The sequence below is a fragment of the Streptomyces sp. NPDC101151 genome, from assembly GCF_044768335.1.
GTDB lineage: Bacteria > Actinomycetota > Actinomycetes > Streptomycetales > Streptomycetaceae > Streptomyces.
Window position 1 is genome coordinate 44,395 of the sequence record NZ_JBIWPP010000023.1, and the last position, 21,939, is coordinate 66,333.

Consider the following 21,939-nt stretch of genomic DNA (forward strand, 5'->3'; position numbering starts at 1 on the left):
GGTACGGGGCTGCCGGACGCCCTTCGTCCGGCAGCCGGTGCTCATCCGTGCAGCCGCGGCCCGCAGTGCGGCCAGGGGCTTGCGCCCCGGCGTACGTACAGCTTCTTCGCGCGGAACGTCTGCTCCTCCGCCGACGCGTCCTGCGGGCGTCCGCTGCCGCCGAGGCTGTGCCAGGTGCGCGTGTCGAACTGGTAGAGCCCGCCGAACGTCCCCGTGGGGTCCACGACGTGCGTGCGGCCGCCGGACTCGCAGGCGGCGAGACCGCGCCAGTTGAGATGGTCGGCGCCGTGCACGGAGGGCGGCTTGGGCTTGGTGCCCACCTTCACCAGCTGCTTGCGGGGCCCCCGCACCACCTCGGACTTCTCCCGGCGCGGCTTCTCCCGGACACCGTTGACGGTGCGCAGGAAGTAGGTGACCTGCCGCAGCCCGGGCTGCCCGGACTGTTCGACGACCTCGGTGCCCGTGAAGAGGGAGGGATCCTCGGTCCGCTCCTCCTGGAAGGGGATCTGCTCCTCGCGCACCTCCCGCATCCCGGTCACCCGCAGCACGGTCACGGTCTGTCCGTCGCGCGGGAAGCTGGCGGGCGGCACGGAGACGGTGTCCTGGCCGTGCAGGGTGATGCCGGCCTCCTCGACGGCCTCGCCGACGGTGGCCGCGTTGGTGCGGATGGTGCGGGTGCGGCCGTCCGCCATGATCGTGACGGCGCGCTCGGTGCGTACGTCGATCGCGAGCCCGGTGCGTCCGATGCTCTGGGAGCGCGAGGCCGACAGGTACGCGCCCTCCGGGCGCACCCCCAGCTCCCTGAGCGCCCCGTCCACCGTGCTCGCCGTCGTCCACACCTCGCGCCGCTGGCCGTCCAGCGTGAGCCGCACGGGGCGGCCGTAGCGCACCGCGACCTCGTCGCCGCTGGCCAGTGGCGTGCCGCGGGCGGGCGCGACCATGTCGTGCGCCCCCACGCGCACGCCCTCCTCGGCGAGGAGCCCGGACACGTCGTCGGCGAAGGTGTGCAGGGTGCGCGGTCTGCCGTCGACGGTCAGCTCGATGGCCTTGTCCTTGGCGACGAAGGCGGTGGTGCCGCCGGCCAGGAACGCGACGACGAGCGCCTGCGGCAGCAGACGGCGCACGGCGGATTCCGGGCGCTCGACGTTGCGCCGTCTGCGCCGGCGCACTGCACGCCCGTTGGGAACGGTGCGCACATCCGTTTCACCCGCACCTGCGGGCTCGGGATCCGGAATCACCGCCTCCGGCGCGCTCGCCACCGGCCTCGGCCGCGGCAGCGCCGGCTCGGTGACGAAGTACGCCTCGGCCTCGTAGGCAGGCCGATAGGTGTCCTCGTACATCCCGTACGGCAGCGTCTCCGCGGTGTGCACGGAGGAGTCGTCGCCGTAGGGGCCGTACGTCTCGTACTGCGAGTTGCTCACGCCGACACGCTCCAGAGGGCCAGAGGGGTCCGGATCGGGCCCCCAGAACCTAGCGGAGCGCTCGTCACTCTCCAAAGCGGCACGACTACACATGGTTGCGACCGGGGTCCGGGCGAAGCCCGGTGGGCGTTATCCGACAGTTACTATCGATGCACTGTCAGTAATCGAAAGCGCGGGCCGTGTTCGCGCCCAGGGCCGTCGCCAGCGCGTCCTCGCCGATGCCGCGCACGGCGGCCATCGCGCGCACCGTGACCGGAACGAGATACGGCGCGTTGGGCCGTCCGCGGTACGGGGCCGGGGTCAGGAAGGGCGCGTCGGTCTCCACCAGGACCAGTTCCAGCGGGGCGACGGCCAGCGCGTCCCTCAGGTGCTGGGCGTTCTTGAAGGTGACATTGCCGGCGAAGGACATGAAGTAGCCCTCGCGTGCGCAGATCTCGGCCATCTCCGCGTCGCCGGAGTAGCAGTGGAAGACGGTGCGCTCGGGGGCGCCCTCCTCCTTCAGGACGCGCAGGACGTCGGCGTGCGCCTCGCGGTCATGGATGACCAGGGCCTTGCCGTGCCGCTTGGCGATCTCGATGTGGGCGCGGAAGGACCGCTCCTGGGCGGCCTTGCCCTCGGGACCGGTGCGGAAGTGGTCGAGGCCGGTCTCGCCCACGCCCCTGACGTGGGGCAGGGCGGCGAGCCGGTCGATCTCGGCGAGAGCCTCGTCCAGCGCGGCGTCGCCGCCCGGCTCACGGGCGCCCTGCCGCGACCAGCCGTCGGGGTCGCCGTGGACGATGCGCGGGGCCTCGTTGGGGTGCAGGGCGACCGTCGCGTGGACGTTCTCGTACGCGGCGGCCGTCTCGGCGGCCCACTGCGAGCCCTTGATGTCGCAGCCGACCTGCACGACCGTCGTCACACCGACCGACGCGGCCTTGGCGAGGCCTTCCCCGACGGTCCCCGACTGCATGTCGAGGTGGGTGTGGGAGTCGGCGACGGGCACCCGGAGGGGTTCCGGGAGCGGCGGTGCGGCGCTCTTGCCGTTCTTGTCGTCCTGGGTGGCGCGGCCGGCGTTCGAAGACATGCCCCGATCCTACGAAAGGACCAGGTGTTCGAACGCCGGAGATCCGCTCAGCTCGCCCGGCGCTGGAACGGGTGCAGGAGATCGGACAGGTGCCAGTGGTGATGATGGTCCTTGGCCTCGGCGGCCCCGGCGCTCACGGCGCGTCCGTCCGCCACCGCGGGCTCCGCCGGCCCGGCCGGCGGCTCGCTGTCGCGATGACGCTCGGCCGCGCTGCGCACCGACGCGACCTGACCCGCGCGCATGATCCGCACGACGTGGCCGTCGCAGTTGTGGCACGCGGGCCGGCTCAGCGGAGACGGCACGACCCGGCCGTCGGCCACGTACACCACGTACGCCTGGCCGTCGGCGTCGGTGTGGTGCTCTATCTCGTACGACTGCTCCCAGCCGTGCCCGCATCGCATGCAGGCGAACGAGTACGACTCGTGAACGACGGCTGTGGCCGTACCGCGGAGGCCGGTCTGCCCTGCGATCTCACTCATGCCAGCTCCTCTTGTCCGCTGGACAAGCGCCCCGGTGCGGGGATTCCCCCCGGAAACCCCTTGGGGCGAGGGACGGGTGCGTCCCTTCGACCAGTGGACGCCTCCACCGGCGCGAATGCATCCGGCCTGTCGAGTGTTGGAGGCGTTTTGGACGTTCCTTGCCAAACGGGGCTCCGCCGAGGGGGCTGCGCTTTGCCTTTCACGCCGGTCTTTTGCCCTCCCATGGGGCGCCCGCTCAGCCGAGAAGATCCCTGCTCAGAGGGCGTGTTTCCGCAGGCCAGGGGGCGCGTGCTCAGTCGAGACGCGGCGCGCTCGAACGCCGACGCACACCGGCGTACCGACCGCTCAGCAGCGTGGTTCCGCGCTCCTGCGCACTCCCGCCGCCCTCCCACGAGCCCCCCGTACGGAGCACACGGCTCAGTCGCCCGCCTTCTTGGACGCCACCACCGCGTCGAACACGACCCGCTTGGGCAGTCCGGCGTCCGCCGCCACCGCCGCGATCGCCTCCTTGCGCCGCTCGCCCGCCTCCTCCCGGATACGCACCCGGCGGACCAGCTCCCCGGCGTCGAGCTCCTCGGGGCCGGACTCGGGAGCGCCCTCCACGACGACGGTGATCTCCCCGCGCACCCCCTCCGCGGCCCACCGCGCCAGCTCGGCGAGAGGCCCCCGCCGCACCTCCTCGTAGGTCTTGGTCAGCTCGCGGCAGACGGCGGCCCGCCGGTCGGCGCCGAAGACCTCGGCCATGGCGGCGAGGGTGTCGTCGAGCCGGTGCGGGGCCTCGAAGTAGACGAGCGTCCGCCGCTCGCCGGCGACCTCCCGCAGCCGGGACAGCCGCTCCCCCGCCTTGCGCGGCAGGAAGCCCTCGAAGCAGAACCGGTCGACGGGCAGCCCGGACAGGGCGAGGGCGGTGAGCACGGCGGACGGCCCGGGGACGGCGGTGACCCGGATGTCCTTCTCCACGGCGGCCGCGACCAGCCGGTACCCGGGGTCGGAGACCGACGGCATCCCCGCGTCCGTCACGAGCAGCACACGTGCGCCGCCGAGCAGCTCCTCGACCAGCTCGGGCGTGCGGGCCGTCTCGTTGCCCTCGAAGTACGACACCACGCGGCCCTTGGGGGTCACGCCCAGCGCCTGGGTGAGCCGGCGCAGCCGCCGCGTGTCCTCGGCGGCCACGACATCGGCGCCCGCCAGCTCCTCGGCCAGCCGGGGCGGCGCGTCCGCGATGTCACCGATGGGGGTACCTGCCAGCACAAGGGTTCCAGTCACGCCCCCATCCTCCCAGGGACGCGGCCCGGATCCTGCCCGAGGACGGCCGCAGAGGGCGGCCGAACGCGAGCCCGTCCCGACCGGTACCGCCCATGCACGGGACTCACACAGAACGGTTCCCTACGATGGCGCGGTGACCAGTACCGCGTCCTCCACGGACCTCCGGCAGGGCCAGGCACCGCATGACCAGCGGCCGTCGTGGCAGCAGCGGCTGCGCCGATTCGGCTACGCGCCGGCCAAGGACGCGCCCACGGGCGACGTTCGCGACCGGCTGGTGCCGCCGTACGCCGAGCCGAGTCCGCGCCTGTGGCAGGTGCTGGGCGTCCCGCCGGTCCTGACGGACCGGCTCACGCGCTGGTCGGGCTGGGGCGGTCCGCTGCTGGTGACGCTGATGGCGGGCCTGATGCGGTTCTGGAACCTGGGCAGCCCGCGCGCGGTGATATTCGACGAGACGTACTACGCCAAGGACGCCTGGGCGCTGGTCCACCGCGGTTTCGAGGTCAACTGGGACAAGAACGCCAACGACCTGGTGCTGCAGACGCACGGCCATCTCGCGATCCCCGCGGACGCGGCGTACGTCGTGCATCCGCCGGTGGGCAAGTACGTCATCGGCCTCGGCGAGCTGATGTTCGGGTTCGACCCGTTCGGCTGGCGGTTCATGACGGCACTGCTGGGGACCCTCTCCGTCCTGCTGCTGTGCCGGATCGGCCGCCGGATGTTCCGCTCGACGTTCCTCGGCTGTCTGGCGGGTGCGCTGATGGCGGTGGACGGCCTGCACTTCGTGATGAGCCGCACCTCGCTGCTGGACGGCGTGCTGATGTTCTTCGTGCTGGCCGCGTTCGGCTGCCTGATCATCGACCGGGACCGCTCCCGGGAGAAACTGGCCGCCGCGCTGCCGGCCGGGCCCGACGGCCGGGTACGCCCGGACGATCACGTGGGGGACACCTTCCGCTTCGGCTGGCGGCCCTGGCGCTGGGGCGCCGGGCTGATGCTGGGCCTGGCCCTCGGCACGAAGTGGAACGGCCTGTACATCCTGGCCGCGTTCTGTGTGATGGCGGTGCTGTGGGACGTCGGCGCCCGCAAGGTGGCCGGCGCCCGGCACCCGTACCAGGCCGTCCTCAGGTACGACACCGGCATCACCTTCCTCGCGACGGTCCCGGTGGCGATCGCCGTCTACCTCGCCTCCTGGACCGGCTGGATCCTCTCCCCCACCGACGGCACCGGCGGCTACTTCCGCAACTGGGCGGCGACCGACGGCCGGGGCGGCAGCTGGACCTTCCTGCCGGACTGGCTGCGCAGCCTGTGGCACTACGAGCACGAGGTGTACAAGTTCCACATCGGGCTGTCGTCCCCGCACACCTACCAGTCCAACCCGTGGAGCTGGATCGTGCTGGGCCGCCCGGTGTCGTACTTCTACGAGTCCCCCTCCCCCGGCACCGACGGCTGCCCCGCCGATGCCGGCCAGAAGTGCGCCCGCGAGGTGCTGGCCATCGGCACACCGCTGCTGTGGTGGGCGGGCTGCTTCGCGATCCTGTACGTGCTGTGGCGGTGGCTCATGCGCCGCGACTGGCGGGCCGGGGCCATCGCCTGCGGGATCGCGGCCGGCTACCTGCCCTGGTTCATGTACCAGGAGCGGACGATCTTCCTGTTCTACGCGGTCGTCTTCCTGCCGTTCCTCTGTCTGGCGGTGGCGATGCTGATCGGCGCGATCGTCGGCCCACCGGGCTCCAGCGACACCCGCCGGGTGATCGGTGCGTCGTCGGCGGGCGTCCTGGTGCTGCTGATCGCCTGGAACTTCATCTACTTCTGGCCCCTGTACACGGGGCAGGCGATCCCAATCGACAGCTGGCGGTCGCGGATGTGGCTGGATACGTGGGTCTAGCCGGGCAGACACACCATGAGGGCCCGGTCGGCGGCCGCGCCCTCATGGCCGTCGTCGGCCGTCAGCAGTGACCGTCGGTCGCCCCCGGACGGCGGGACTCGGCCGCGCGGTCCGCTGATCGTGGCGAGGACGTCCACACCCTTGCGAACGCATGCTCACCGCCGCCACTCGCAGGCCTCCTACCAGCCGCGACAGGACGGCCGGGACCTCGTTTGCGCCGTGTCGGCGGCGTAGACTGAGGGCGATGGCGGTGGGGCTCGCCGAAACCGCGACTGTGTACCTCAGTCGACAACAGTCCCTACCTGGCACCTGCCACGCAGGCACGCCCACAGGTAGGAGAAGATCATGCCCCGACCGTCCCGGACAGCGTCTCAGCCGACCCGGACAAATCTCAGCCCGGCGGGCCACCCTGGTGTCGGACGCACAGGCCGAGTACGGGCGCGTGGACCGCCGGCGGACCCCATTGGCGCACCTCAGTCAGGAGCCAGGACGATGTCCGGCGGAGAACCCCCAGCCCGGCCACGCGACGACGCATCGCCGCCGGAGGAGGTCCTCCCGGTCGACCCCGACGTCGAGGTCGGCGCGAAACCGCAGGCCCCTCCCCGGCAGCCACCGGCCAGGGCCGAGCATGCCCGCCAAGCGGACGTCCTGGCGGTGATCGCGCTGGGCGGCGGACTCGGCAGCATCGCCCGCTACGGCCTCTCCCGCGCCTGGCCCACACCGGCCGGTGGATTCCCCTGGGCCACCTTCATCACCAACATCTCCGGAAGCTTCGCCCTGGGACTGCTCATGGTCTACGTCATGGAGGTGTGGCCGCCCAATCGCTATGTGCGGCCCTTCCTGGGCGTAGGCGTCCTCGGCGGCTACACCACCTTCTCCACCTACACCGTGGAGCTGCATCACCTGCTCTCCCTCGGAGACTGGACCAAGGCCGACGCCTACGCCCTGACCAGCCTTGTTGCCGGGCTGATGGCCGTGTGGCTCGGCATCGCGGGTGCTCGGCGGGCCGCCGGACTACCGGTGCGCCGCGGACCCAGCCGACGCAGCCACACCCCCTCGCCGACCGCCGGAGCGGCCACCCCGCCGCCCGGGCGATCCGATCCCGTAAGGAAGCAGCGATGAACACGCATCTTCCCCGGCACCATCACGAGGAGAACCCTCCCCCGCGACCGACGCGCCCGCCCCTGAACGGCCCGGTCCTGCGGATGACCGTCTATCTGGGCGAGGGGGACCAGTACCACCGCAAACCGGCTTACACCCAGATCGTTCACTGCGCCCACCGCGCCGGGCTCCACGGCGCCAGCGTCTTCCGCGGCTTCGAGGGCTTCGGCATCTCGTCGGTCGTGCACACCACGCGCCTGCTCGACCTCGCGGAAGACCTCCCCCTGGCCGTCGTCATCATCGACGAGGAGGACCGCATCCGCGCCTTCCTGCCCCAGGCGCGTGAAGTCGCCCCCGCCGCGCTGATCACGCTGGAACCGGTCCAGATCGTTGCCCAGTACGGCGAAGCACCACCCAGCCCCAGCACCACTCAAGAACAGATGAGCTGATGAGCGTCCTCCTGGTCTTCCTCGGCGGCATGATCGGCGCGCCCCTGCGCTACCTCACCGACAAGGCCGTCCAGGCCCACCACGACAGCGTCTTCCCCCTGGGCACCTTCACCGTCAACATCGTCGGTTCCTTCATCCTCGGCTCCCTGGCCGCGCTCGTGGCCGCCCACGCCCTGCCCGCCGACATCCTGGTGCTGCTGGGCACAGGCATGTGCGGTGCCCTGACCACCTTCAGCACCTTCAGCTTCGAAACCCTCCGCCTCCTCGAGGACGGTTCCCTCGCCGAGGCCGGACTCAACGCCATCGGGAGCCTCCTCGTGGGCGTCGCTGCCGCGGCAGCCGGCTACGCCCTCCTGACGTGGTTGTGACCTCGGGCCCGTGGGCGTAGCGCGGCACGGAGACAGGGACAGGCCGCTCATCGTCAGCCCCTCCCCGCCGGGCCGCCGGGACGTCGTGGTCGTGCTCGGCCGTCATCCCCCCGGCCACTACCCCGTGTCCGCCCCGCCGGGAGACGGTCCCGGGGCGCCGTCGAGCCGATCGGCGAGGATCATCGCCACGTCGTCCGCCAGGTCGCCCTCGGTATGCCGGATCAATGCCTGGTGCAGTTGCTCGAGGAATTCCGCCGGGGTGGTGCCCGCGTGTATCGCCTCCATGTGTTCCGGCAGGGCGAAGAACTCGTCGTCGCGGTTGCGGGCCTCGATCACCCCATCGGTGTAGAGCAACAGGCGGTCTCCGGCCACGAACGGATAGCTCTCGGGCTTGGCGGGAAGGCCGTCGGTGAGGTCTTCCAGGCCGAGCGGCGGCAGCGGTGAGGGCGGCATCAGTTCCGTGGCCCTGCCCTGGTGCAGCAGCAGCGGCGGCGGATGCCCGCGGTTGACCAGTTGCACCACGGGTTCGTCCGGCACCTGCGCGATGAGCGCCGTGGTGAACCCTTCCAGCAGAACTTCCTGACCGTAGGCGCCCGGCACGGCGACTTCCCGTCGCAGCGCGGCCGCGCAGCGGTTCATGACCTCCACCAGCTCGTCCTCGTAGTGCACGGCTTCCCGGAAGGCGCCCAGTGCCACCGCGACGGCTCGCACGGCGGACAGTCCCTTGCCCCGGACGTCGCCGACGATCATCCGGATGCCGTACCGCGTCTGCACGGCCTCGTACAGATCACCGCCCACCCTTGCCCCCGTCCCGGCCGCAAGGCACAGGCTGCCCGCCGACAGCGGACCCAGCCGGGCCGGCACGGGCCGCAGCACGACCTCCTGGGCCGCCACGGCGATCCGGCGGACCTGGTCGAGCTCTCTCTGTCTGCGCGTCTGCACAGCGCTGCTGGTGATGAACCCGGCCACGGATACCAGGGCCAGAGCCAGAAAATTGGTGTAGACCTGCAGGGTGCCCCACGCCCCGTTGTAGGTCGCGGTGGTCACGCTGATCGCCAGCGCGAGAGCCGCCGCCGCGGTGGTGCCCTTGGGCCCCATCGTCACCGCGGCCAGTGCCGGGACCGCGGTGAGAAAGGGACCCGTGTAGATGAAGTGCGCAGGCGTGAGCTCGATGACCAGCACCGCAAGCGCGAGGAGGAAAGGCACACATTGCATCAGCGCGTAGAGGATCCGGCTGTGACCGCCCGCTCCGGGCAGAAGGGGTGTGCGCAAGAGCGCCTTCATGCATCAAGCCTGCCTCGCCGGGACCCGCGGCTCCACTCTGCCGCAGGACCCGGGCAGCCCGAGGACGTCCGGGCCCCGGGCCAGGCCCCAGGCCGGGCGCCGGGACGTTCCGGCGCACCGTGGCGGCCGGGCAACATCTCCGTTCGGACAACAATCGGCAACTTCGGCCACAGGAGCCCCGCAACCGCTTACAGTTCCCCTGCGCTCTGGTTTTGAACACGTTCAGGAAACCCTGGGTGAGTGACAGGCGCGCACGGGGAAACGGGGAGGGGATGCGCGCGATGCGCAGCGGAGTCAAGGGTGCGGTCATAGGCGGCGTGTGTGCGGCCTTGCTGGGCGGGGCCGGGTACGGCGCCTACAACATCGTGTCCGCGCTGAGCGGTGACGGGGGGACGGACGGCGGGCGCGCGGTCGTGAAGAGCGGCCCGCCGAGCACCGACGAGGTCGAGGAGGCGACCGGCAAGTTCTTCGCCGCCTGGGAGAAGGGTGACGCCGCGACCGCGGCGGCCTACACCAACTACCCAGAAGGCGCACGGGAGTTGCTGAGAGCCTACGGTGAGGACGCACACATCACCAAGGTGCACATCACGCCCGGAGCGGCCACCGGCACGACCGTGCCTTTCACGGTCGAGGCAACGGTGTCGTACGAGGGCAGGTCCCAGCCGCTCAGCTACGAGAGCCGTCTGACGGTCGTGCGCGGCGACACCTCCCACCGGCCGCTGGTCGACTGGCAGCCCTCCGTCGTCCATCCGCAGCTGCGCAAGGGGGACACGCTGACGACGGGCGAGTCCGCGGACCCGCAGATCGAGGCCGTGGACCGCGACGGGAAGGTGCTGACCAAGGAGAAGTACCCCTCTCTCGGCCCGGTCCTGGACGAGCTGCGCAAGCGGTACGGCGACAAGACGGGCGGCCGGCCCGGAGTGGAGCTGGTGATACGCCACGCCGACTCGACGGGGGAAGGCGCGGCCGACACCACCCTCCTGACCCTGTCCAAGGGCAAGCCGGGCAGGCTCCCGACGACGCTGAGCGCGAGCGCACAGGCGGCGGCCGAGACGGCCGTGCAGAAGTACACCGATGCGTCCGTCGTGGCCGTCAAGCCCAGCACGGGCGAGGTCCTGGCCGTGGCCAACCACCGCGACGACGGCTTCAACGCGGCCTTCCTCGGTGAACGCGCCCCCGGCTCCACCATGAAGATCGTCACCGCGGCGGCCCTCATCGACAACGGCCTGACCACCGCGAACGGGCCGGCGCCCTGCCCGCCGTCCGCCGTCTCCAACAGCCAGACGTTCCACAACCTCAAGAATCTGGCCCCGGACGACCACGCCACCCTCTCCGACAGCTTCGCCCGCTCCTGCAACACGGCGTTCGTGAAGTTCGCGAACGAGGTGCACGACGACACGCTCACCAACGAGGTCCAGGACCGGTTCGGACTCGGGCAGAACAACTGGAAGGTCGGCGTCCCGTCCTTCGACGGCCGGGTCCCCGCCACCGGCGGCCCCGACAAGGCGGCCGCCCTGATCGGCCAGGGTCAGGTCCAGATGAGTCCCCTGAACATGGCCTCCGTGACGGCGACCGCGGTGACCGGCACCTTCCGGCAGCCGGTGATCGTGCCGCTGGGCCTGGACCACCGTGAACCGGCACACGCGCGCGGGCTGTCGCAGAGCACGGTCCAGCAGCTGCGCGCCATGATGAACCGCACCGCCCGCAGCGGCACCGCGGCCGGCGTCATGTCCGGACTCGGCGGGGACATCGGCGCGAAGACCGGTTCGGCCGAGGTCGACGGGAACGCGAAGTCCGACAGCTGGTTCACCGGATACCGCGACGACGTCGCCGCGGCCGCGCTGGTCCAGGACGGCGGGCACGGCATCGACGCGGCCGGTCCGATTGTCGCAAGCGTGCTACGGAGTGCCGGCTGATATCACCCACAAAGGCGGGGACCTTAGTGTGGTTGCCGTCGTTGAGGAGTGTGCGGGCTGCGGGGACCCTGGGGAAGGCGTGGAGGAACTGAGGCTGTGGGCAACAGAAGGCGCGTCGCCGAGCGACGGAAGACCGGACCCGCTGTGGTCGGCGGGATGATCGCCGTGGTCGTCGGCGGCGCCGGGTTCGGCGTCTACGCGCTGTACGACGGCGGCGCGGCGGCCGACGAGGGGACGTCCGCGTCGGCCGGCCACCGGGCCGTCAAGAGCGGCCCGCTGACCGCCGCCGAGATCCGTACGGCCTCCACGCGCTTCCTCACCGCCTGGCAGCATGGCCGGGTCTCCGAGGCGGCGGCCGCCACCGACGACTCGACCGCCGCCACCGCACTGCTCACCGGCTACACCAAGGACGCCCACCTGAAGGACGTCACGCTCGCCCCCGCGGCCGCCACCGGTGCCAAGGTGCCGTTCTCCGTCAAGGCGACGGTGTCGTACCGGAGCCTCGGCAAGCCGCTCACGTACGGCAGTGCGCTCACCGTCGTGCGGCGGGCGAGCGACGGCAAGCCGCTGGTCGACTGGCACGCCTCCGTGGTCCACCCGGACCTGAAGGACGGCGACACGCTCGTCACCGGCGAGTCCGGCACCCCTCCGGTCACGGCGCTGGACCGTGACGGCAAGGAGATGACGGCCGCCGCGTACCCGTCGCTGGGCACGGTCCTGGACGGGCTGCGGGAGAAGTACGGCAAGACCGCGGGCGGCAAGGCGGGCGTGGAGCTGCGCGTGGTGCGCGGCAAGGCGTCGAAGGCCGACAAGCTGTCCGACAAGACGCTCGTGGAGCTGAGCAAGGGCACACCGGGCACGGTGCGCACGACGCTGAGCCCGACGCTCCAGGCGGTCGCCGAGCAGCAGGTCGGCAAGCGGGAGCGGGCCTCGGTGGTGGTCCTGCGGCCCTCGACGGGTGAGATCCTCGCGGTCGCCAACAGCGGGCACGGCTTCAACACCGCCTTCCAGGGTTCCCTGGCGCCCGGCTCCACGATGAAGATCGTGACATCGACCATGCTGTTCGAGAAGGGGCTCGTCACCCCGGAGGCGTCGCACCCCTGCCCCAAGACGTACAAGCTCGCCGGCTGGACGTTCCACAACGACGCCGACTCGGAGATCAAGCAGGGCACGTTCAAGCAGAGCTTCGGGGCCTCCTGCAACAACGCGTTCATCAATTTCGCGCCGAAGCTGTCCGACAGCGACCTGACCGAGGAGGCCCAGCAGGTCTACGGCCTCGGGCTGAACAACTGGGCCGTCGGTGTCCCCTCGTTCGACGGCTCCGTCCCGGTGCAGAGCGGCGCACAGATGGGCGCCTCGCTGATCGGTCAGGGCGGGGTGCGCATGAACCCGCTGAACATGGTGTCGGTGGCGGCGACGGTACGGACGGGCGTCTTCCACCAGCCGTACCTGGTGTCCCCCTCGGTGGACGACCGGACGCTGGCGAAGGCCTCGCGCACGATGGCGTCGAAGACGCAGGCCGAGCTGAAGGACGTCATGCAGTACACGGCGGCGTACGGCACGGCGGCCAAGGCGATGGCGGGCCTCGGTCCGGACTACGGCGCGAAGACCGGCTCGGCGGAGGTCGACGGGCAGAAGAAGCCCAACGGCTGGTTCACCGCGTACAAGGGCGACCTCGCCGCGGCGGGCGTGGTCCAGGCGGGCGGCCACGGCGGCGACACGGCGGGGCCGATCGTCGCGACGCTGCTGAAGACGGGGAGCTGAGCCCGCCGGCAGCGTCAGTTGTGCACGGGCTCGGCGGTGTACGTGCGGCGCAGAAATCTGATCAGCGCCTTCGACTCGAACTGCACCACGGAGACACCGTTGTCGGTGTGGAACTCGACGACGGCCTGCACGCGCCCGCACGGCCACACCCGTACGTCTCCGCTCTCGACCGGCGCCCGCAGTCCCCGTTCGAGCAGCGCGCGCGAGAAGGTCCACTCATGCGGTCCGGGAAGGCCGACCCGGACCGAGCGCGGATCGCTGTCGGGGTCGTACCGCAGCACTACGGGTACGGCTCCCGGATCCTCCTCGTCCGTGACGATGTGAGCGCGCGCGTACTGCTCGACTACAGACATCGGATCGCCCTCTCACGCTCAGTAACATATGCGAAAGTCATGCATCCGCTTCCATCCAATGTCGCACATTTCCCGGTTCGTGCCCCGGCGAGATCCGAGACTCCGTCTCTCTTGCAAAACGTTCGCAACAAGCCTCTAAAATCGTACGGTGCACGTACCTGACGGATTCATCGACGCCCCCACCTCCGCGGTCACCGGAGTGATCGCCGCAGGCGCCCTCGCGGTCAGCCTGCGCGGCGCCCGCCGCGAACTCGACGAGCGCACGGCACCGCTGGCCGGTCTGGTGGCGGCATTCATTTTCGCCGTACAGATGCTCAACTTCCCCGTTGCGGCCGGAACAAGCGGCCATCTTCTGGGCGGTGCGCTGGCCGCCATCCTCGTCGGCCCCTACACAGGCGTGCTGTGCGTGTCGGTCGTGCTGCTCATGCAGGGTGTGCTGTTCGCGGACGGCGGGCTGAGCGCGCTCGGCGTGAACATCACCGACATGGCGCTCGTCACCACGATCGTGGCGTACGCCGTCTTCCGCGGGCTGCTCGCCGTCCTGCCCCGCAAGCGGCGCTCGGTCACCGTCGCCTCCTTCGTCGCCGCGCTGCTCTCCGTGCCGGCCGCCGCCGTCGCCTTCACGCTCATGTACGAGATCGGCGGCACCACGGACGTGGCCATCGGCAAGGTGGCGACCGCGATGATCGGCGTCCATGTGCTGATCGGCATCGGCGAGGCCGTGATCACCGCGCTCACGGTGAGCGCCGTCATCGCCGTGCGCCCGGACCTGGTGCACGGCGCACGTGGCCTCCAGCAGCGCCTGCAGCTGCGGGTGGACGGCGCCCTGGTGGACGCGCCCGCCGCCGCCCCCGCACCGGTGGCCGCGCGCACCTCCCGGCGCACGGTGTGGATCACCGGGCTTGTCACCTCGCTGGTGCTCGCCGGGTTCGTGAGCTTCTACGCCTCGGCCAACCCCGACGGCCTGGAGAAGGTCGCGCACGACAAGGGCATCGACAAGAAGGCGGAGGAGCACGCGGCGGCCGACTCGCCGCTCGCCGACTACGGCGTCAAGGACGTCTCCGACGCCCGGCTGTCCGGCGGCCTCGCGGGCGTGATCGGCGTCGGCGCCACGGTCGTCGCGGGCAGCGCCGTGTTCTGGGCGGTGCGCAGGCGCCGCGGCGCGGACGTCTCGCCCGTGAACACGGGCCTATGACATGGGAGCGGGACACGCGCACCGCCTCTACCGGCACGGGCACTCCCCCGTGCACGCCCTGCCGCCGCACACCAAGCTGGCGGCGGTCTTCGCCTTCGTCGTGGTCGTGGTGTCTACCCCGCGCGAGGCGATGTGGGCGTTCGCGGTGTACGCCGTCCTGCTCGCGTATGTCGCGTACCGCGCGCGTGTGCCCGCCGGTTTCCTGCTCAAGCGGCTGCTGATCGAGGTGCCGTTCGTCGCATTCGCGGTCCTCATGCCGTTCGTGGCGGAGGGCGAGCGGGTGCATGTGCTCGGCCTGTCGCTGAGCGTCGGCGGGCTGTGGGGCGCCTGGAACGTGCTCGCCAAGGGCACCCTGGGCGTCGCCGCCTCCGTGCTGCTGGCCGCCACCACCGAGCTGCGCGAACTGCTGCTCGGGCTGCAGCGGCTGAAGCTGCCGCCGCTGCTCGTGCAGATCGCCTCGTTCATGATCCGCTACGGCGACGTCATCACGGACGAGATGCGCCGGATGCGGATCGCCCGCGAGTCGCGCGGTTTCGAGGCGCGGGGCGTACGGCACTGGGGCGTGCTCGCCAAGTCCGCCGGCGCGCTGTTCATCCGCTCCTACGAGCGCGGGGAGCGCGTGCACCTGGCCATGGTGAGCCGGGGGTACGCCGGTTCGATGCCGGTCATCGACGAGGTGACCGCGTCCCGGGCGCAGTGGTCGTACGCCCTCGCGCTCCCCTGCGCCGCCCTCGTCGTCTGTCTGCTGGGATGGGTCCTGTGAGTACTGCTTCGCTGGAGGTCTCCGGCCTCGCCTTCGCCTACCCCGACGGCCACCAGGCCCTGTTCGGCGTGGACTTCTCCGTCGCGCGCGGCGAGCGGGTCGCGCTGCTCGGCCCGAACGGCGCCGGCAAGACGACCCTCGTCCTGCACCTGAACGGCATTCTGGGCGGCGGCACCGGCACGGTGACCGTGGCCGGGCTGCCGGTCGGCAAGCAGCACATGGCCGAGATCCGGCAGAAGGTCGGCATCGTCTTCCAGGACCCGGACGACCAGTTGTTCATGCCGAGCGTGCGCGAGGACGTGGCGTTCGGACCGGCCGCCGCCGGGATCAGGGGGGCCGCCCTCGAGGAGCGGGTGCGCACGGCCCTGGAGCGGGTCGGCATGCAGGACTTCGCCGACCGGCCGCCGCACCATCTCTCCTTCGGTCAGCGCCGCCGGGTCGCGGTCGCGACCGTGCTCGCGATGGAACCGGAGATCCTCGTCCTGGACGAGCCGTCCTCCAACCTGGATCCGGCCTCCCGGCGCGAACTCGCCGACATCCTGCGCTCCCTGGACGTGACGGTCCTCATGGTCACGCACGACCTGCCGTACGCCCTGGAGCTGTGCCCGCGCTCGCTCGTCCTCAGCGACGGCGTGATCGCGGCGGACGGCCCGACCGGCGCGCTGCTCTCCGACGACACCCTGATGCGCGCGCACCGCCTGGAACTGCCGTTCGGCTTCGACCCGAAGTCGGTGGCCATGGGGGCGTGACGCATCGGGACGACGGGGTGGAAGCGCCGCCTCCCGGGTACAACGCCGGTGTCGCCCGTGCGGGCGGGGCGGGGGGTGCCGTGCACTGGTTCATGCCGCGCAGGGTGACCGCACGCGCGCGGGAGCGAAGGCTGGGCGCGTACGTGGAGTGCGAACGCACCGCCCCGCAGCCGGTGCTGCTCTTCCTGATGCTCATCAGTCCGTTCTGGGTGATCCTGCCGCCCGCCGTGCTCATACGCCTGTGCATGGGGTACTGGGACGAGCGCACCGTCACCTCCGCCCTGTACACGCCGGCGGGGTTGTCGGTGCTCGCTCTGGGCGTCCGTGTCGGCTGGTACCGGGGCGCGCTCTACCGCTTCCGCAGGGGCGTCGTGCTCCGGAGGTTCTGGTCCTTCCGCGCGTACACCTGGGCCGAGCTGACCACCGAGACGCACGGGTACTGGACGGAGGAGGGCGACAGGTTCGAGTACCGGGTCCGGCACGAGGAGTTGGAGCTGCGCACCCTCGACGGACGGTGCGTCTATCGCTACGAACGGAATCCGGACGGGGTGGAGCAGCTCGTCCGGTCGGCGCGCGAGCCGCGGGACGGGGTCCCGGCCGAGTACGAGGACGGGCCGCAGGACGCCAGACCGTAGCCGAAATCACTGCCCCACCGAGGAATCCAAGGCCACTACACCGTGTTTCACTCGTCGTCGTAAGCGAGTGAAGGGACCCGGGCGTGAATGTGGACGTGAACGGCACGGTGGCCGAGGGCTTCGAGCCGGTCGGGGAGGCGTTCGCCGCGAACTTCGCGCTGCTCGGGGAGCGGGGCGCGTCCGTCACCGTGTACCGGGACGGGCACAAGGTGGTCGACCTGTGGGGCGGCACCAGGGACGTGGACGGTACGGCCCCCTGGGAGCCCGGCACGGCACAGATCGTGCGCTCCGCGACCAAGGGTGTCGCCGCCGCCGTACTCCTGCTGCTGCACCAGCGCGGCGAGCTGGACCTGGACGCCCCGGTCGGCGCGTACTGGCCCGAGTACAAGGCGGCCGGCAAGGAGCACACGCTCGTCCGGCACCTGCTCGCGCACCGCGCCGGTGTGCCCGTGCTGGACCGCCCGCTGACCCCCGTGGAGGCGGCCGACCCCGACCTCGGCGCCGCGGCCGTCGCCGCACAGGCGCCGGTGTGGGAGCCGGGCACGGACCATGGCTACCACGCGCAGACCTACAGCTGGCTCACCGGCGAGCTGGTCCGGCGGATCACCGGGCGGCCGATGGGCGAGTGGATCGCCGAGGAGATAGCCGCGCCCGTCGGCGCCGATCTGTGGCTCGGGCTGCCCGCGGCGGAGCAGGCGCGGGTGGGCCGCGTCGGCCCCTTGGAGGCACCCGGGACGGCCGGCACGCTGAAGACCCGCCCCAAGCGGGCGGTGGCCGAGGCCTATGCCGACCCCGATTCCCTCACCCGGCGTGCCTTCGCCGCGATCACCCCGCTCCCGGACGAGAACGCGCCCGCCTACCGCGCGGCCACCCTGCCCGCCTCCAACGGCATCGCCACCGCCGACGGTCTTGCCCGCTTCTATGCCTCGCTCATCGGTGAGGTGGACGGCGGCACCCGGCTGTTCACCCCGCGGACCATGGAGCTGGCCCGCTCCGAGCAGTCGGCCGGGCCGGACCGGGTGCTCGTGGTGGGAACCCGGTTCGGCCTCGGTCACATGCTGCACGGCAGCGCGTCCCCGCTGCTCTCCCCCGGCTCCTTCGGCCACCCGGGCCGGGGCGGCGCCCTCGCGTTCGCCGACCCGGAGACGGGCATCGCCTTCGGCTACGTCACCAACGGCTTCAGGAAGAGCGTGACGGCGGACCCGAGGGCACAGGCGCTCGTACGGGCGCTGCGCACGGTGCCGGCGTAGGGCGCGCGCCGCATCGCACGCGCCCTTGGCGTCACACGTTGATCGGGTGCGAGATCCGCCCGGACTCCGCGTCGATCTCCCCATGGGCCTTGGTCAGCAACTGCATGGCCAGCTCGTTGAGGGCACGGGCGCCCGCTATCTCCTCGCCGACCCTGGGCTGGTTCGCGTCGATGCTGTGACGGCTCGCGCTGCCGTGGGCCCGTACCTCGGTGCCGTCGGGCAGACGGACCAGGGCCGCTGCGCGCGTGTGCTGGTCGTCTTCCCGGAATTCCAGCTCGACGTGCCATCCCACAACGGTTTCCATCATGTCGACCACCTCCGGAGAAACCCTGATTCCAGGGTGCTCCCGCGGGCGCGGAACGTCATGCGGAACGTCACGTGACGGACGGATCGCGTGGATCCTGGTCGTCCCGTTCGGCCGCCTCAGGGGGCCGGCTTCTCGTCGAAGCTGGCGAAGTAGGCGGCGACCATGTCCTCGTCGGCGTGCCCCTGCGCGGCGGCGCGGGCCATGCGTTCGGCCGTCGCGGCCGCGACGTCGAGCCTGACCCCGCTGCACTCGCCCGCCCGGACGATGAGCCGGGCGTCCTTCTCGGCGGTGGCCACGGCGAACGACGCCGGGGTCAGCTGCCGGTCCAGCACCAGTGCCGACTTGGCCCGCAGGTACCCCATGTCGAGCGGCCCGCCCTCGATCAGGTCGAAGAAGTCCTGCGGGTCCACGCCCAGGGCCTGGGAGAGCGCCAGTACCTCCCCGGCCGCCGCGGTGGCCGCGAGGACCCAGCTGTTGGCGACCAGCTTCAGCCGGCTGGCACTGCCCGAGGCCCCGTCCTCACCGGTCCACACGGTCTTGGCGCCGACCGCGTCGAAGACGGGCGTGACCGTCTCCCGGCCCTCCTCGGGCCCGGCGGCCAGCACGGTCAACTGACCGGCCTCGGCGGGCTGGCGGGTACCGAGGACGGGGGCGTCGTAGAACACCAGCCCGTGCTCGCGGGCGAGGCCGGCCAGGTCGGTGACCAGTTCGATCCCGGCGGTGGTGCACTGCGCCCACACGGTGCCCGGGCGCAGCGCCGGGGCGGCCTCGCGCATCACGTCCAGGACGGTGTCGCCGTCGTACAGCATGGTCAGCACGACATCGGCGTCCGCCACGGCATCGGCGGGCGTGCCGGTGACCCGGATCCCGTCCGCGGTCAGCGGCTCGGCCTTCTCACGGGTACGGTTCCAGGCGCGGACCCGGAGCCCGGCGCGGGCCAGGTTGCGGGCCATGGCGGCGCCCATGATGCCGGTGCCCAGGACGCTGACGGTCGGCTTGTCGGTCATTGACGGCTCCCTGTCGTACGGTTCCTGCCCTCGTGCTCCCGATCATCTTCGTACGGATGACTCGTCAGGACCGCCGCATTTGGGCCGCGGCGCGAACCGGGCCGCTACCCCGCGTGCAGCATCAGTCCGATCCCCACGACCAGCAGGCCCGCCGCCGCGATCCGGGGCGCGCCGAAGCGCTCCTTGAAGAACAGGGCGCCGATGGCCGCGCCGACGATGATCGAGGACTCGCGCAGGGCCGCGATGGGTGCGAGCGCGGCGCGGGTCTGGGCCCACAGGACGAGGGCGTACGCGGCGACGGACAGGACGGCGCCGAGCAGGCCGAGGGCGGCGTACGGCCGCAGCAGCCGGACCGTGTCGCCCCGCACGCGCGCGTACATGTAGGCCGGGATGACGGCTCCCTGGAAGGCGAGCAGCCAGGCGATGTACCCGAGTGGTGAGTGGGCGGCACGCACGCCCAGGCCGTCGACCACCGTGTACGCGGCGATCGTCAGCCCGGTCGCCAGGGCGGCGCAGATCGCTGCCCAGTTGGGCCGGTGGCCGCGCAGCCCCCACAGGCTGACGCCGGTGAGCCCGACGCACGACACGGCGATGCCGGCCGCCGCCCACGCCCCGGGCACCTCGTGCGCGAACACCGCCGCCAGCACGGTCACCACCAGCGGCGCGCTCCCGCGCGCGATCGGGTAGGCCTGTCCGAAGTCGCCCAGCCGGAACGAGGTCATGAGCAGCGCGTAGTAGATGATGTGCACGGCGGCGGAGGCGAAGAGGTACGGCCAGGCCGCAGCCGCCGGAAACGCCACGAACGGCGCCAGCGCCAGCCCGATGAGCAGCCCGCCGCCGGAGATCAGCGTGAATCCGACGAGCTTGTCGGTGATCCGGTGCGCGATGGCGTTCCAACTGGCGTGTGTGACCGCGGCGAGCAGGACCGCCACGGTGACCAGCGGCGTCACGCGGTCTGCTCGCGCACGTCCACCAGTGTGGCGCCGGCGTGGGTGACCAGTGCATCGGGCTCGATCGGGAAGACGGTGTGCGGTGTCCCGGCGGCCGCCCACACCACGTCGTGTGCGAGCAGCGAGCGGTCGGCGAGGACACGGGTACGGGTGCGGTGCCCGAAGGGCGGTACGCCGCCGATGGCGTACCCCGTGGTCTCACGCACCACGCCGGCGTCGGCCCGGGTGACCTTCCCGGCCCCCAGTGCCTCCCGCACCTTCTCCACGTCCACGCGCGAGGCCCCGTCCATCAGCACCAGCACCGGTACCCCGTCCGCCGCGAAGATCAGCGACTTGCAGATCTGGCTCAACTCGCAGCCGATCGCGGCGGCGGCCTCGGCGGCGGTACGGGTTGCCTCGGGGAACCCCCGGGTGCGGGCGAGGACCTCCTCCAGCCCGAGTTCGCGAAGTGCTTCGGCGAACCTGGGGTGCGCTCCGGACTCTTCGGCAGCAGTGGCGGCTGTCGTCGTCATGGTCGGCACGCTACGGCATGGCCCGAGGCGCGCTCACGGGGTTTTCGTCCGCCCCTTCACCTGCGGCTTGTCACTTCACGGCGTACGTGAGGAAGTCGGCCCAGGCGGAGGGGGCGACCTTGAGCTGCGCGGTGTCGGGGGTCTTGGTGTCGCGTATGTGGATGGTGACGGGGGTGGTGGCTACTTCGACGCAGTCGTTGCCGTTGCTGCTGTCGCTGTAGCTGCTCTTGAACCAGCGGAGTTCCGAGGTGCTCATAGTTCTCCCAGCGCTTGCTCGATGAAGGCCAGAGACTCCCCTGGCGTGAGCGCCTGAGCCCGGATAATGCCATACCGCAGGTCAAGAAGCCGGAGCTGCCTCGGATTGGAGATCGGGCGGCCTCCGAAGTCGCCATCCGTGCGCCCCGCTCCGGTGCCATCGTTGAATTTCAGCACCTGGATTCGGCCACCCGTCCCGGGGTGGTTCGCGCGAGATGTCGGCATCACCTGAAGCTCCACGAACGGCAACCGAGCTACTTCCAACAGGTGTTCGAGCTGTCGGCGCAACACCATTGTGTCCCCGATCGGGCGGCGCAGCGTTACCTCTTCCTGGACAAAGCTGAGTTCGGGTGCAGGGGTCCGGCCGAAGATGAGCTTTCGAGCCATGCGCCCCGCAACCATCCGCTCAAGCTCGTCGGCCGAGTAGGCCGGACGCCATGTCGCAAGCAGCGCCCGCATGTACTCCTCGGTCTGCAACAACCCGTGCAGGTTGTGGTTGCCGTACATCAACAGCTCAACCGCACGCCCTTCCAACTCCGCCAGTTCCCGCACCTTCTTCGGATACCGGGCCTTCTCCATGTCCTTCATGAACGCCCTGAGATGCCCCTGCGCCTTCAGGATCCCGTCCGCCCTGTCCAGGAACTCCGGCCGGGGAATGCGCTGCCCCCGCTCGATCTTCCGGATCATGTCCTCGCCGTACCCCATGACCTCGCCCAGGTCGGCCGCCCGCATGCCGGCCGCCTCCCGGCAGACCTTGAGCAGATGCCCCACCGCCTGGACGAGCGGCTCGATCTCGTCCCCGGGCTCGACATCCCAACCGGCCTCGTCCACACCCTCGTTCACGCTCACACACCTCCACCGTGCACCGGTGCCCGTACGACCCGCGAGACAGTCGGGACAGCCCGGGACAAGGCCGGGACAGTCACGCTACGCACAGGCGTCATCACCCATCCACGTAAGCAGAACCGGC

At 71.3% G+C, this 21,939-nt stretch carries 23 protein-coding genes; 11 read left to right on the forward strand and 12 right to left on the reverse strand.

All coding sequences use genetic code 11. The features are described 5' to 3' along the window. Positions 1–41: 41 nt before the first annotated feature. The 4 genes from ACIRU3_RS32365 to rsmI form a co-directional block, all read right to left on the reverse strand. On the reverse strand, positions 42–1,421 hold the full coding sequence (locus ACIRU3_RS32365) for a ubiquitin-like domain-containing protein (protein WP_404063837.1): 1,380 nt from the start codon (positions 1,419–1,421) through the stop codon (positions 42–44). A 157-nt stretch (positions 1,422–1,578) separates the two neighbouring features. After that, on the reverse strand, positions 1,579–2,484 hold the full coding sequence (locus ACIRU3_RS32370; RefSeq protein ID WP_404063839.1) for a TatD family hydrolase: 906 nt from the start codon (positions 2,482–2,484) through the stop codon (positions 1,579–1,581). Positions 2,485–2,531: 47 nt separating this feature from the next. Then, positions 2,532–2,963: a hypothetical protein gene (locus ACIRU3_RS32375; RefSeq protein ID WP_404063842.1), complete on the reverse strand. Its 432-nt coding sequence runs from the start codon at positions 2,961–2,963 to the stop codon at positions 2,532–2,534. A gap of 417 nt (positions 2,964–3,380) precedes the next feature. After that, the gene (gene rsmI, locus ACIRU3_RS32380) at positions 3,381–4,229 is read right to left on the reverse strand and encodes a 16S rRNA (cytidine(1402)-2'-O)-methyltransferase (RefSeq protein WP_404063845.1); all 849 of its coding nucleotides are present in this window, start codon (positions 4,227–4,229) and stop codon (positions 3,381–3,383) included. A 133-nt stretch (positions 4,230–4,362) separates the two neighbouring features. Between rsmI and ACIRU3_RS32385 the strand changes: the two genes are divergently transcribed. The 4 genes from ACIRU3_RS32385 (at position 4,363) to crcB (ACIRU3_RS32400) (ending at position 8,029) form a co-directional block, all read left to right on the forward strand. Beyond that, positions 4,363–6,111 (forward strand): dolichyl-phosphate-mannose--protein mannosyltransferase, encoded by a 1,749-nt coding sequence (locus tag ACIRU3_RS32385; protein WP_404063848.1) that lies wholly within the window; start codon positions 4,363–4,365, stop codon positions 6,109–6,111. Positions 6,112–6,603: 492 nt separating this feature from the next. Next, positions 6,604–7,233: a fluoride efflux transporter CrcB gene (gene crcB / locus ACIRU3_RS32390; protein WP_404063851.1), complete on the forward strand. Its 630-nt coding sequence runs from the start codon at positions 6,604–6,606 to the stop codon at positions 7,231–7,233. A gap of 83 nt (positions 7,234–7,316) precedes the next feature. Continuing rightward, positions 7,317–7,661 (forward strand): DUF190 domain-containing protein, encoded by a 345-nt coding sequence (locus ACIRU3_RS32395; protein ID WP_404063853.1) that lies wholly within the window; start codon positions 7,317–7,319, stop codon positions 7,659–7,661. Beyond that, positions 7,661–8,029, forward strand: coding sequence for a fluoride efflux transporter CrcB (gene crcB, locus ACIRU3_RS32400; protein WP_404063856.1), 369 nt, complete (start codon positions 7,661–7,663; stop codon positions 8,027–8,029). The genes ACIRU3_RS32395 and crcB (ACIRU3_RS32400) overlap by 1 nt, the downstream gene beginning before the upstream one ends. Positions 8,030–8,146: 117 nt before the next feature. On the opposite strand, the gene ACIRU3_RS32405 is transcribed toward crcB (ACIRU3_RS32400), so the two are convergent. Next, the gene (locus ACIRU3_RS32405) at positions 8,147–9,313 is read right to left on the reverse strand and encodes a PP2C family protein-serine/threonine phosphatase (protein ID WP_404063859.1); all 1,167 of its coding nucleotides are present in this window, start codon (positions 9,311–9,313) and stop codon (positions 8,147–8,149) included. 281 nt (positions 9,314–9,594) lie between these two features. Here ACIRU3_RS32405 and ACIRU3_RS32410 point away from each other — a divergent pair, with 281 nt between their 5' ends. Then, a complete protein-coding gene (locus ACIRU3_RS32410) occupies positions 9,595–11,229 on the forward strand; it encodes a penicillin-binding transpeptidase domain-containing protein (protein WP_404063861.1) in 1,635 nt (544 codons plus the stop codon). A gap of 96 nt (positions 11,230–11,325) precedes the next feature. Then, on the forward strand, positions 11,326–12,993 hold the full coding sequence (locus ACIRU3_RS32415) for a penicillin-binding transpeptidase domain-containing protein (RefSeq protein WP_404063864.1): 1,668 nt from the start codon (positions 11,326–11,328) through the stop codon (positions 12,991–12,993). A 14-nt stretch (positions 12,994–13,007) separates the two neighbouring features. On the opposite strand, the gene ACIRU3_RS32420 is transcribed toward ACIRU3_RS32415, so the two are convergent. Then, the gene (locus ACIRU3_RS32420; RefSeq protein WP_404063866.1) at positions 13,008–13,346 is read right to left on the reverse strand and encodes an SsgA family sporulation/cell division regulator; all 339 of its coding nucleotides are present in this window, start codon (positions 13,344–13,346) and stop codon (positions 13,008–13,010) included. A gap of 148 nt (positions 13,347–13,494) precedes the next feature. Between ACIRU3_RS32420 and ACIRU3_RS32425 the strand changes: the two genes are divergently transcribed. The 5 genes from ACIRU3_RS32425 to ACIRU3_RS32445 all read left to right on the forward strand — a co-directional run bounded on the left by ACIRU3_RS32425 (position 13,495) and on the right by ACIRU3_RS32445 (position 17,938). Further along, positions 13,495–14,541 (forward strand): energy-coupling factor ABC transporter permease, encoded by a 1,047-nt coding sequence (locus tag ACIRU3_RS32425; protein ID WP_404063869.1) that lies wholly within the window; start codon positions 13,495–13,497, stop codon positions 14,539–14,541. 1 nt (position 14,542) lies between these two features. Further along, positions 14,543–15,304: a cobalt ECF transporter T component CbiQ gene (gene cbiQ / locus ACIRU3_RS32430; protein WP_404063873.1), complete on the forward strand. Its 762-nt coding sequence runs from the start codon at positions 14,543–14,545 to the stop codon at positions 15,302–15,304. Next, positions 15,292–16,053, forward strand: a complete 762-nt coding sequence (locus tag ACIRU3_RS32435) for an energy-coupling factor ABC transporter ATP-binding protein (protein ID WP_404063876.1) — start codon at positions 15,292–15,294, stop codon at positions 16,051–16,053. Before cbiQ ends, ACIRU3_RS32435 begins: the two co-directional genes overlap by 13 nt. Beyond that, entirely contained in the window at positions 16,050–16,688 is a 639-nt protein-coding gene (locus ACIRU3_RS32440; RefSeq protein ID WP_404063879.1) for a hypothetical protein, read from the forward strand. The genes ACIRU3_RS32435 and ACIRU3_RS32440 overlap by 4 nt, the downstream gene beginning before the upstream one ends. An 89-nt stretch (positions 16,689–16,777) precedes the next feature. Next, positions 16,778–17,938: a serine hydrolase domain-containing protein gene (locus tag ACIRU3_RS32445; RefSeq protein ID WP_404064095.1), complete on the forward strand. Its 1,161-nt coding sequence runs from the start codon at positions 16,778–16,780 to the stop codon at positions 17,936–17,938. Between the two features lie 31 nt (positions 17,939–17,969). On the opposite strand, the gene ACIRU3_RS32450 is transcribed toward ACIRU3_RS32445, so the two are convergent. From ACIRU3_RS32450 to ACIRU3_RS32475, 6 genes are all read right to left on the reverse strand, one after another. After that, the gene (locus ACIRU3_RS32450) at positions 17,970–18,245 is read right to left on the reverse strand and encodes a DUF1876 domain-containing protein (RefSeq protein WP_404063882.1); all 276 of its coding nucleotides are present in this window, start codon (positions 18,243–18,245) and stop codon (positions 17,970–17,972) included. Between the two features lie 116 nt (positions 18,246–18,361). Then, positions 18,362–19,252, reverse strand: a complete 891-nt coding sequence (locus ACIRU3_RS32455; RefSeq protein ID WP_404063884.1) for an NAD(P)-dependent oxidoreductase — start codon at positions 19,250–19,252, stop codon at positions 18,362–18,364. Positions 19,253–19,356: 104 nt separating this feature from the next. Continuing rightward, positions 19,357–20,202 (reverse strand): EamA family transporter, encoded by an 846-nt coding sequence (locus ACIRU3_RS32460; protein ID WP_404063887.1) that lies wholly within the window; start codon positions 20,200–20,202, stop codon positions 19,357–19,359. Continuing rightward, positions 20,199–20,714: a YbaK/EbsC family protein gene (locus ACIRU3_RS32465; protein WP_404063890.1), complete on the reverse strand. Its 516-nt coding sequence runs from the start codon at positions 20,712–20,714 to the stop codon at positions 20,199–20,201. The genes ACIRU3_RS32460 and ACIRU3_RS32465 overlap by 4 nt, the downstream gene beginning before the upstream one ends. 70 nt (positions 20,715–20,784) lie before the next feature. Next, positions 20,785–20,970, reverse strand: a complete 186-nt coding sequence (locus ACIRU3_RS32470; RefSeq protein WP_404063893.1) for a DUF397 domain-containing protein — start codon at positions 20,968–20,970, stop codon at positions 20,785–20,787. After that, the gene (locus ACIRU3_RS32475; RefSeq protein WP_404063896.1) at positions 20,967–21,818 is read right to left on the reverse strand and encodes a helix-turn-helix domain-containing protein; all 852 of its coding nucleotides are present in this window, start codon (positions 21,816–21,818) and stop codon (positions 20,967–20,969) included. Before ACIRU3_RS32475 ends, ACIRU3_RS32470 begins: the two co-directional genes overlap by 4 nt. Positions 21,819–21,939: the final 121 nt, after the last annotated feature.

Excerpts from the sequence above, each read along its gene's own strand:
- ACIRU3_RS32370 (WP_404063839.1), bottom strand. The coding sequence starts at position 2,484 with ATGTCTTCGAACGCCGGCCGCGCCACCCAGGACGACAAGAACGGCAAG.
- ACIRU3_RS32375 (WP_404063842.1), bottom strand. The coding sequence starts at position 2,963 with ATGAGTGAGATCGCAGGGCAGACCGGCCTCCGCGGTACGGCCACAGCC.
- crcB (WP_404063851.1), top strand. The coding sequence starts at position 6,604 with ATGTCCGGCGGAGAACCCCCAGCCCGGCCACGCGACGACGCATCGCCG.
- ACIRU3_RS32395 (WP_404063853.1), top strand. The coding sequence starts at position 7,317 with ATGACCGTCTATCTGGGCGAGGGGGACCAGTACCACCGCAAACCGGCT.
- crcB (WP_404063856.1), top strand. The coding sequence starts at position 7,661 with ATGAGCGTCCTCCTGGTCTTCCTCGGCGGCATGATCGGCGCGCCCCTG.
- ACIRU3_RS32405 (WP_404063859.1), bottom strand. The coding sequence starts at position 9,313 with ATGAAGGCGCTCTTGCGCACACCCCTTCTGCCCGGAGCGGGCGGTCAC.
- ACIRU3_RS32410 (WP_404063861.1), top strand. The coding sequence starts at position 9,595 with ATGCGCAGCGGAGTCAAGGGTGCGGTCATAGGCGGCGTGTGTGCGGCC.
- ACIRU3_RS32420 (WP_404063866.1), bottom strand. The coding sequence starts at position 13,346 with ATGTCTGTAGTCGAGCAGTACGCGCGCGCTCACATCGTCACGGACGAG.
- cbiQ (WP_404063873.1), top strand. The coding sequence starts at position 14,543 with ATGGGAGCGGGACACGCGCACCGCCTCTACCGGCACGGGCACTCCCCC.
- ACIRU3_RS32435 (WP_404063876.1), top strand. The coding sequence starts at position 15,292 with ATGGGTCCTGTGAGTACTGCTTCGCTGGAGGTCTCCGGCCTCGCCTTC.
- ACIRU3_RS32450 (WP_404063882.1), bottom strand. The coding sequence starts at position 18,245 with ATGATGGAAACCGTTGTGGGATGGCACGTCGAGCTGGAATTCCGGGAA.
- ACIRU3_RS32455 (WP_404063884.1), bottom strand. The coding sequence starts at position 19,252 with ATGACCGACAAGCCGACCGTCAGCGTCCTGGGCACCGGCATCATGGGC.
- ACIRU3_RS32465 (WP_404063890.1), bottom strand. The coding sequence starts at position 20,714 with ATGACGACGACAGCCGCCACTGCTGCCGAAGAGTCCGGAGCGCACCCC.
- ACIRU3_RS32470 (WP_404063893.1), bottom strand. The coding sequence starts at position 20,970 with ATGAGCACCTCGGAACTCCGCTGGTTCAAGAGCAGCTACAGCGACAGC.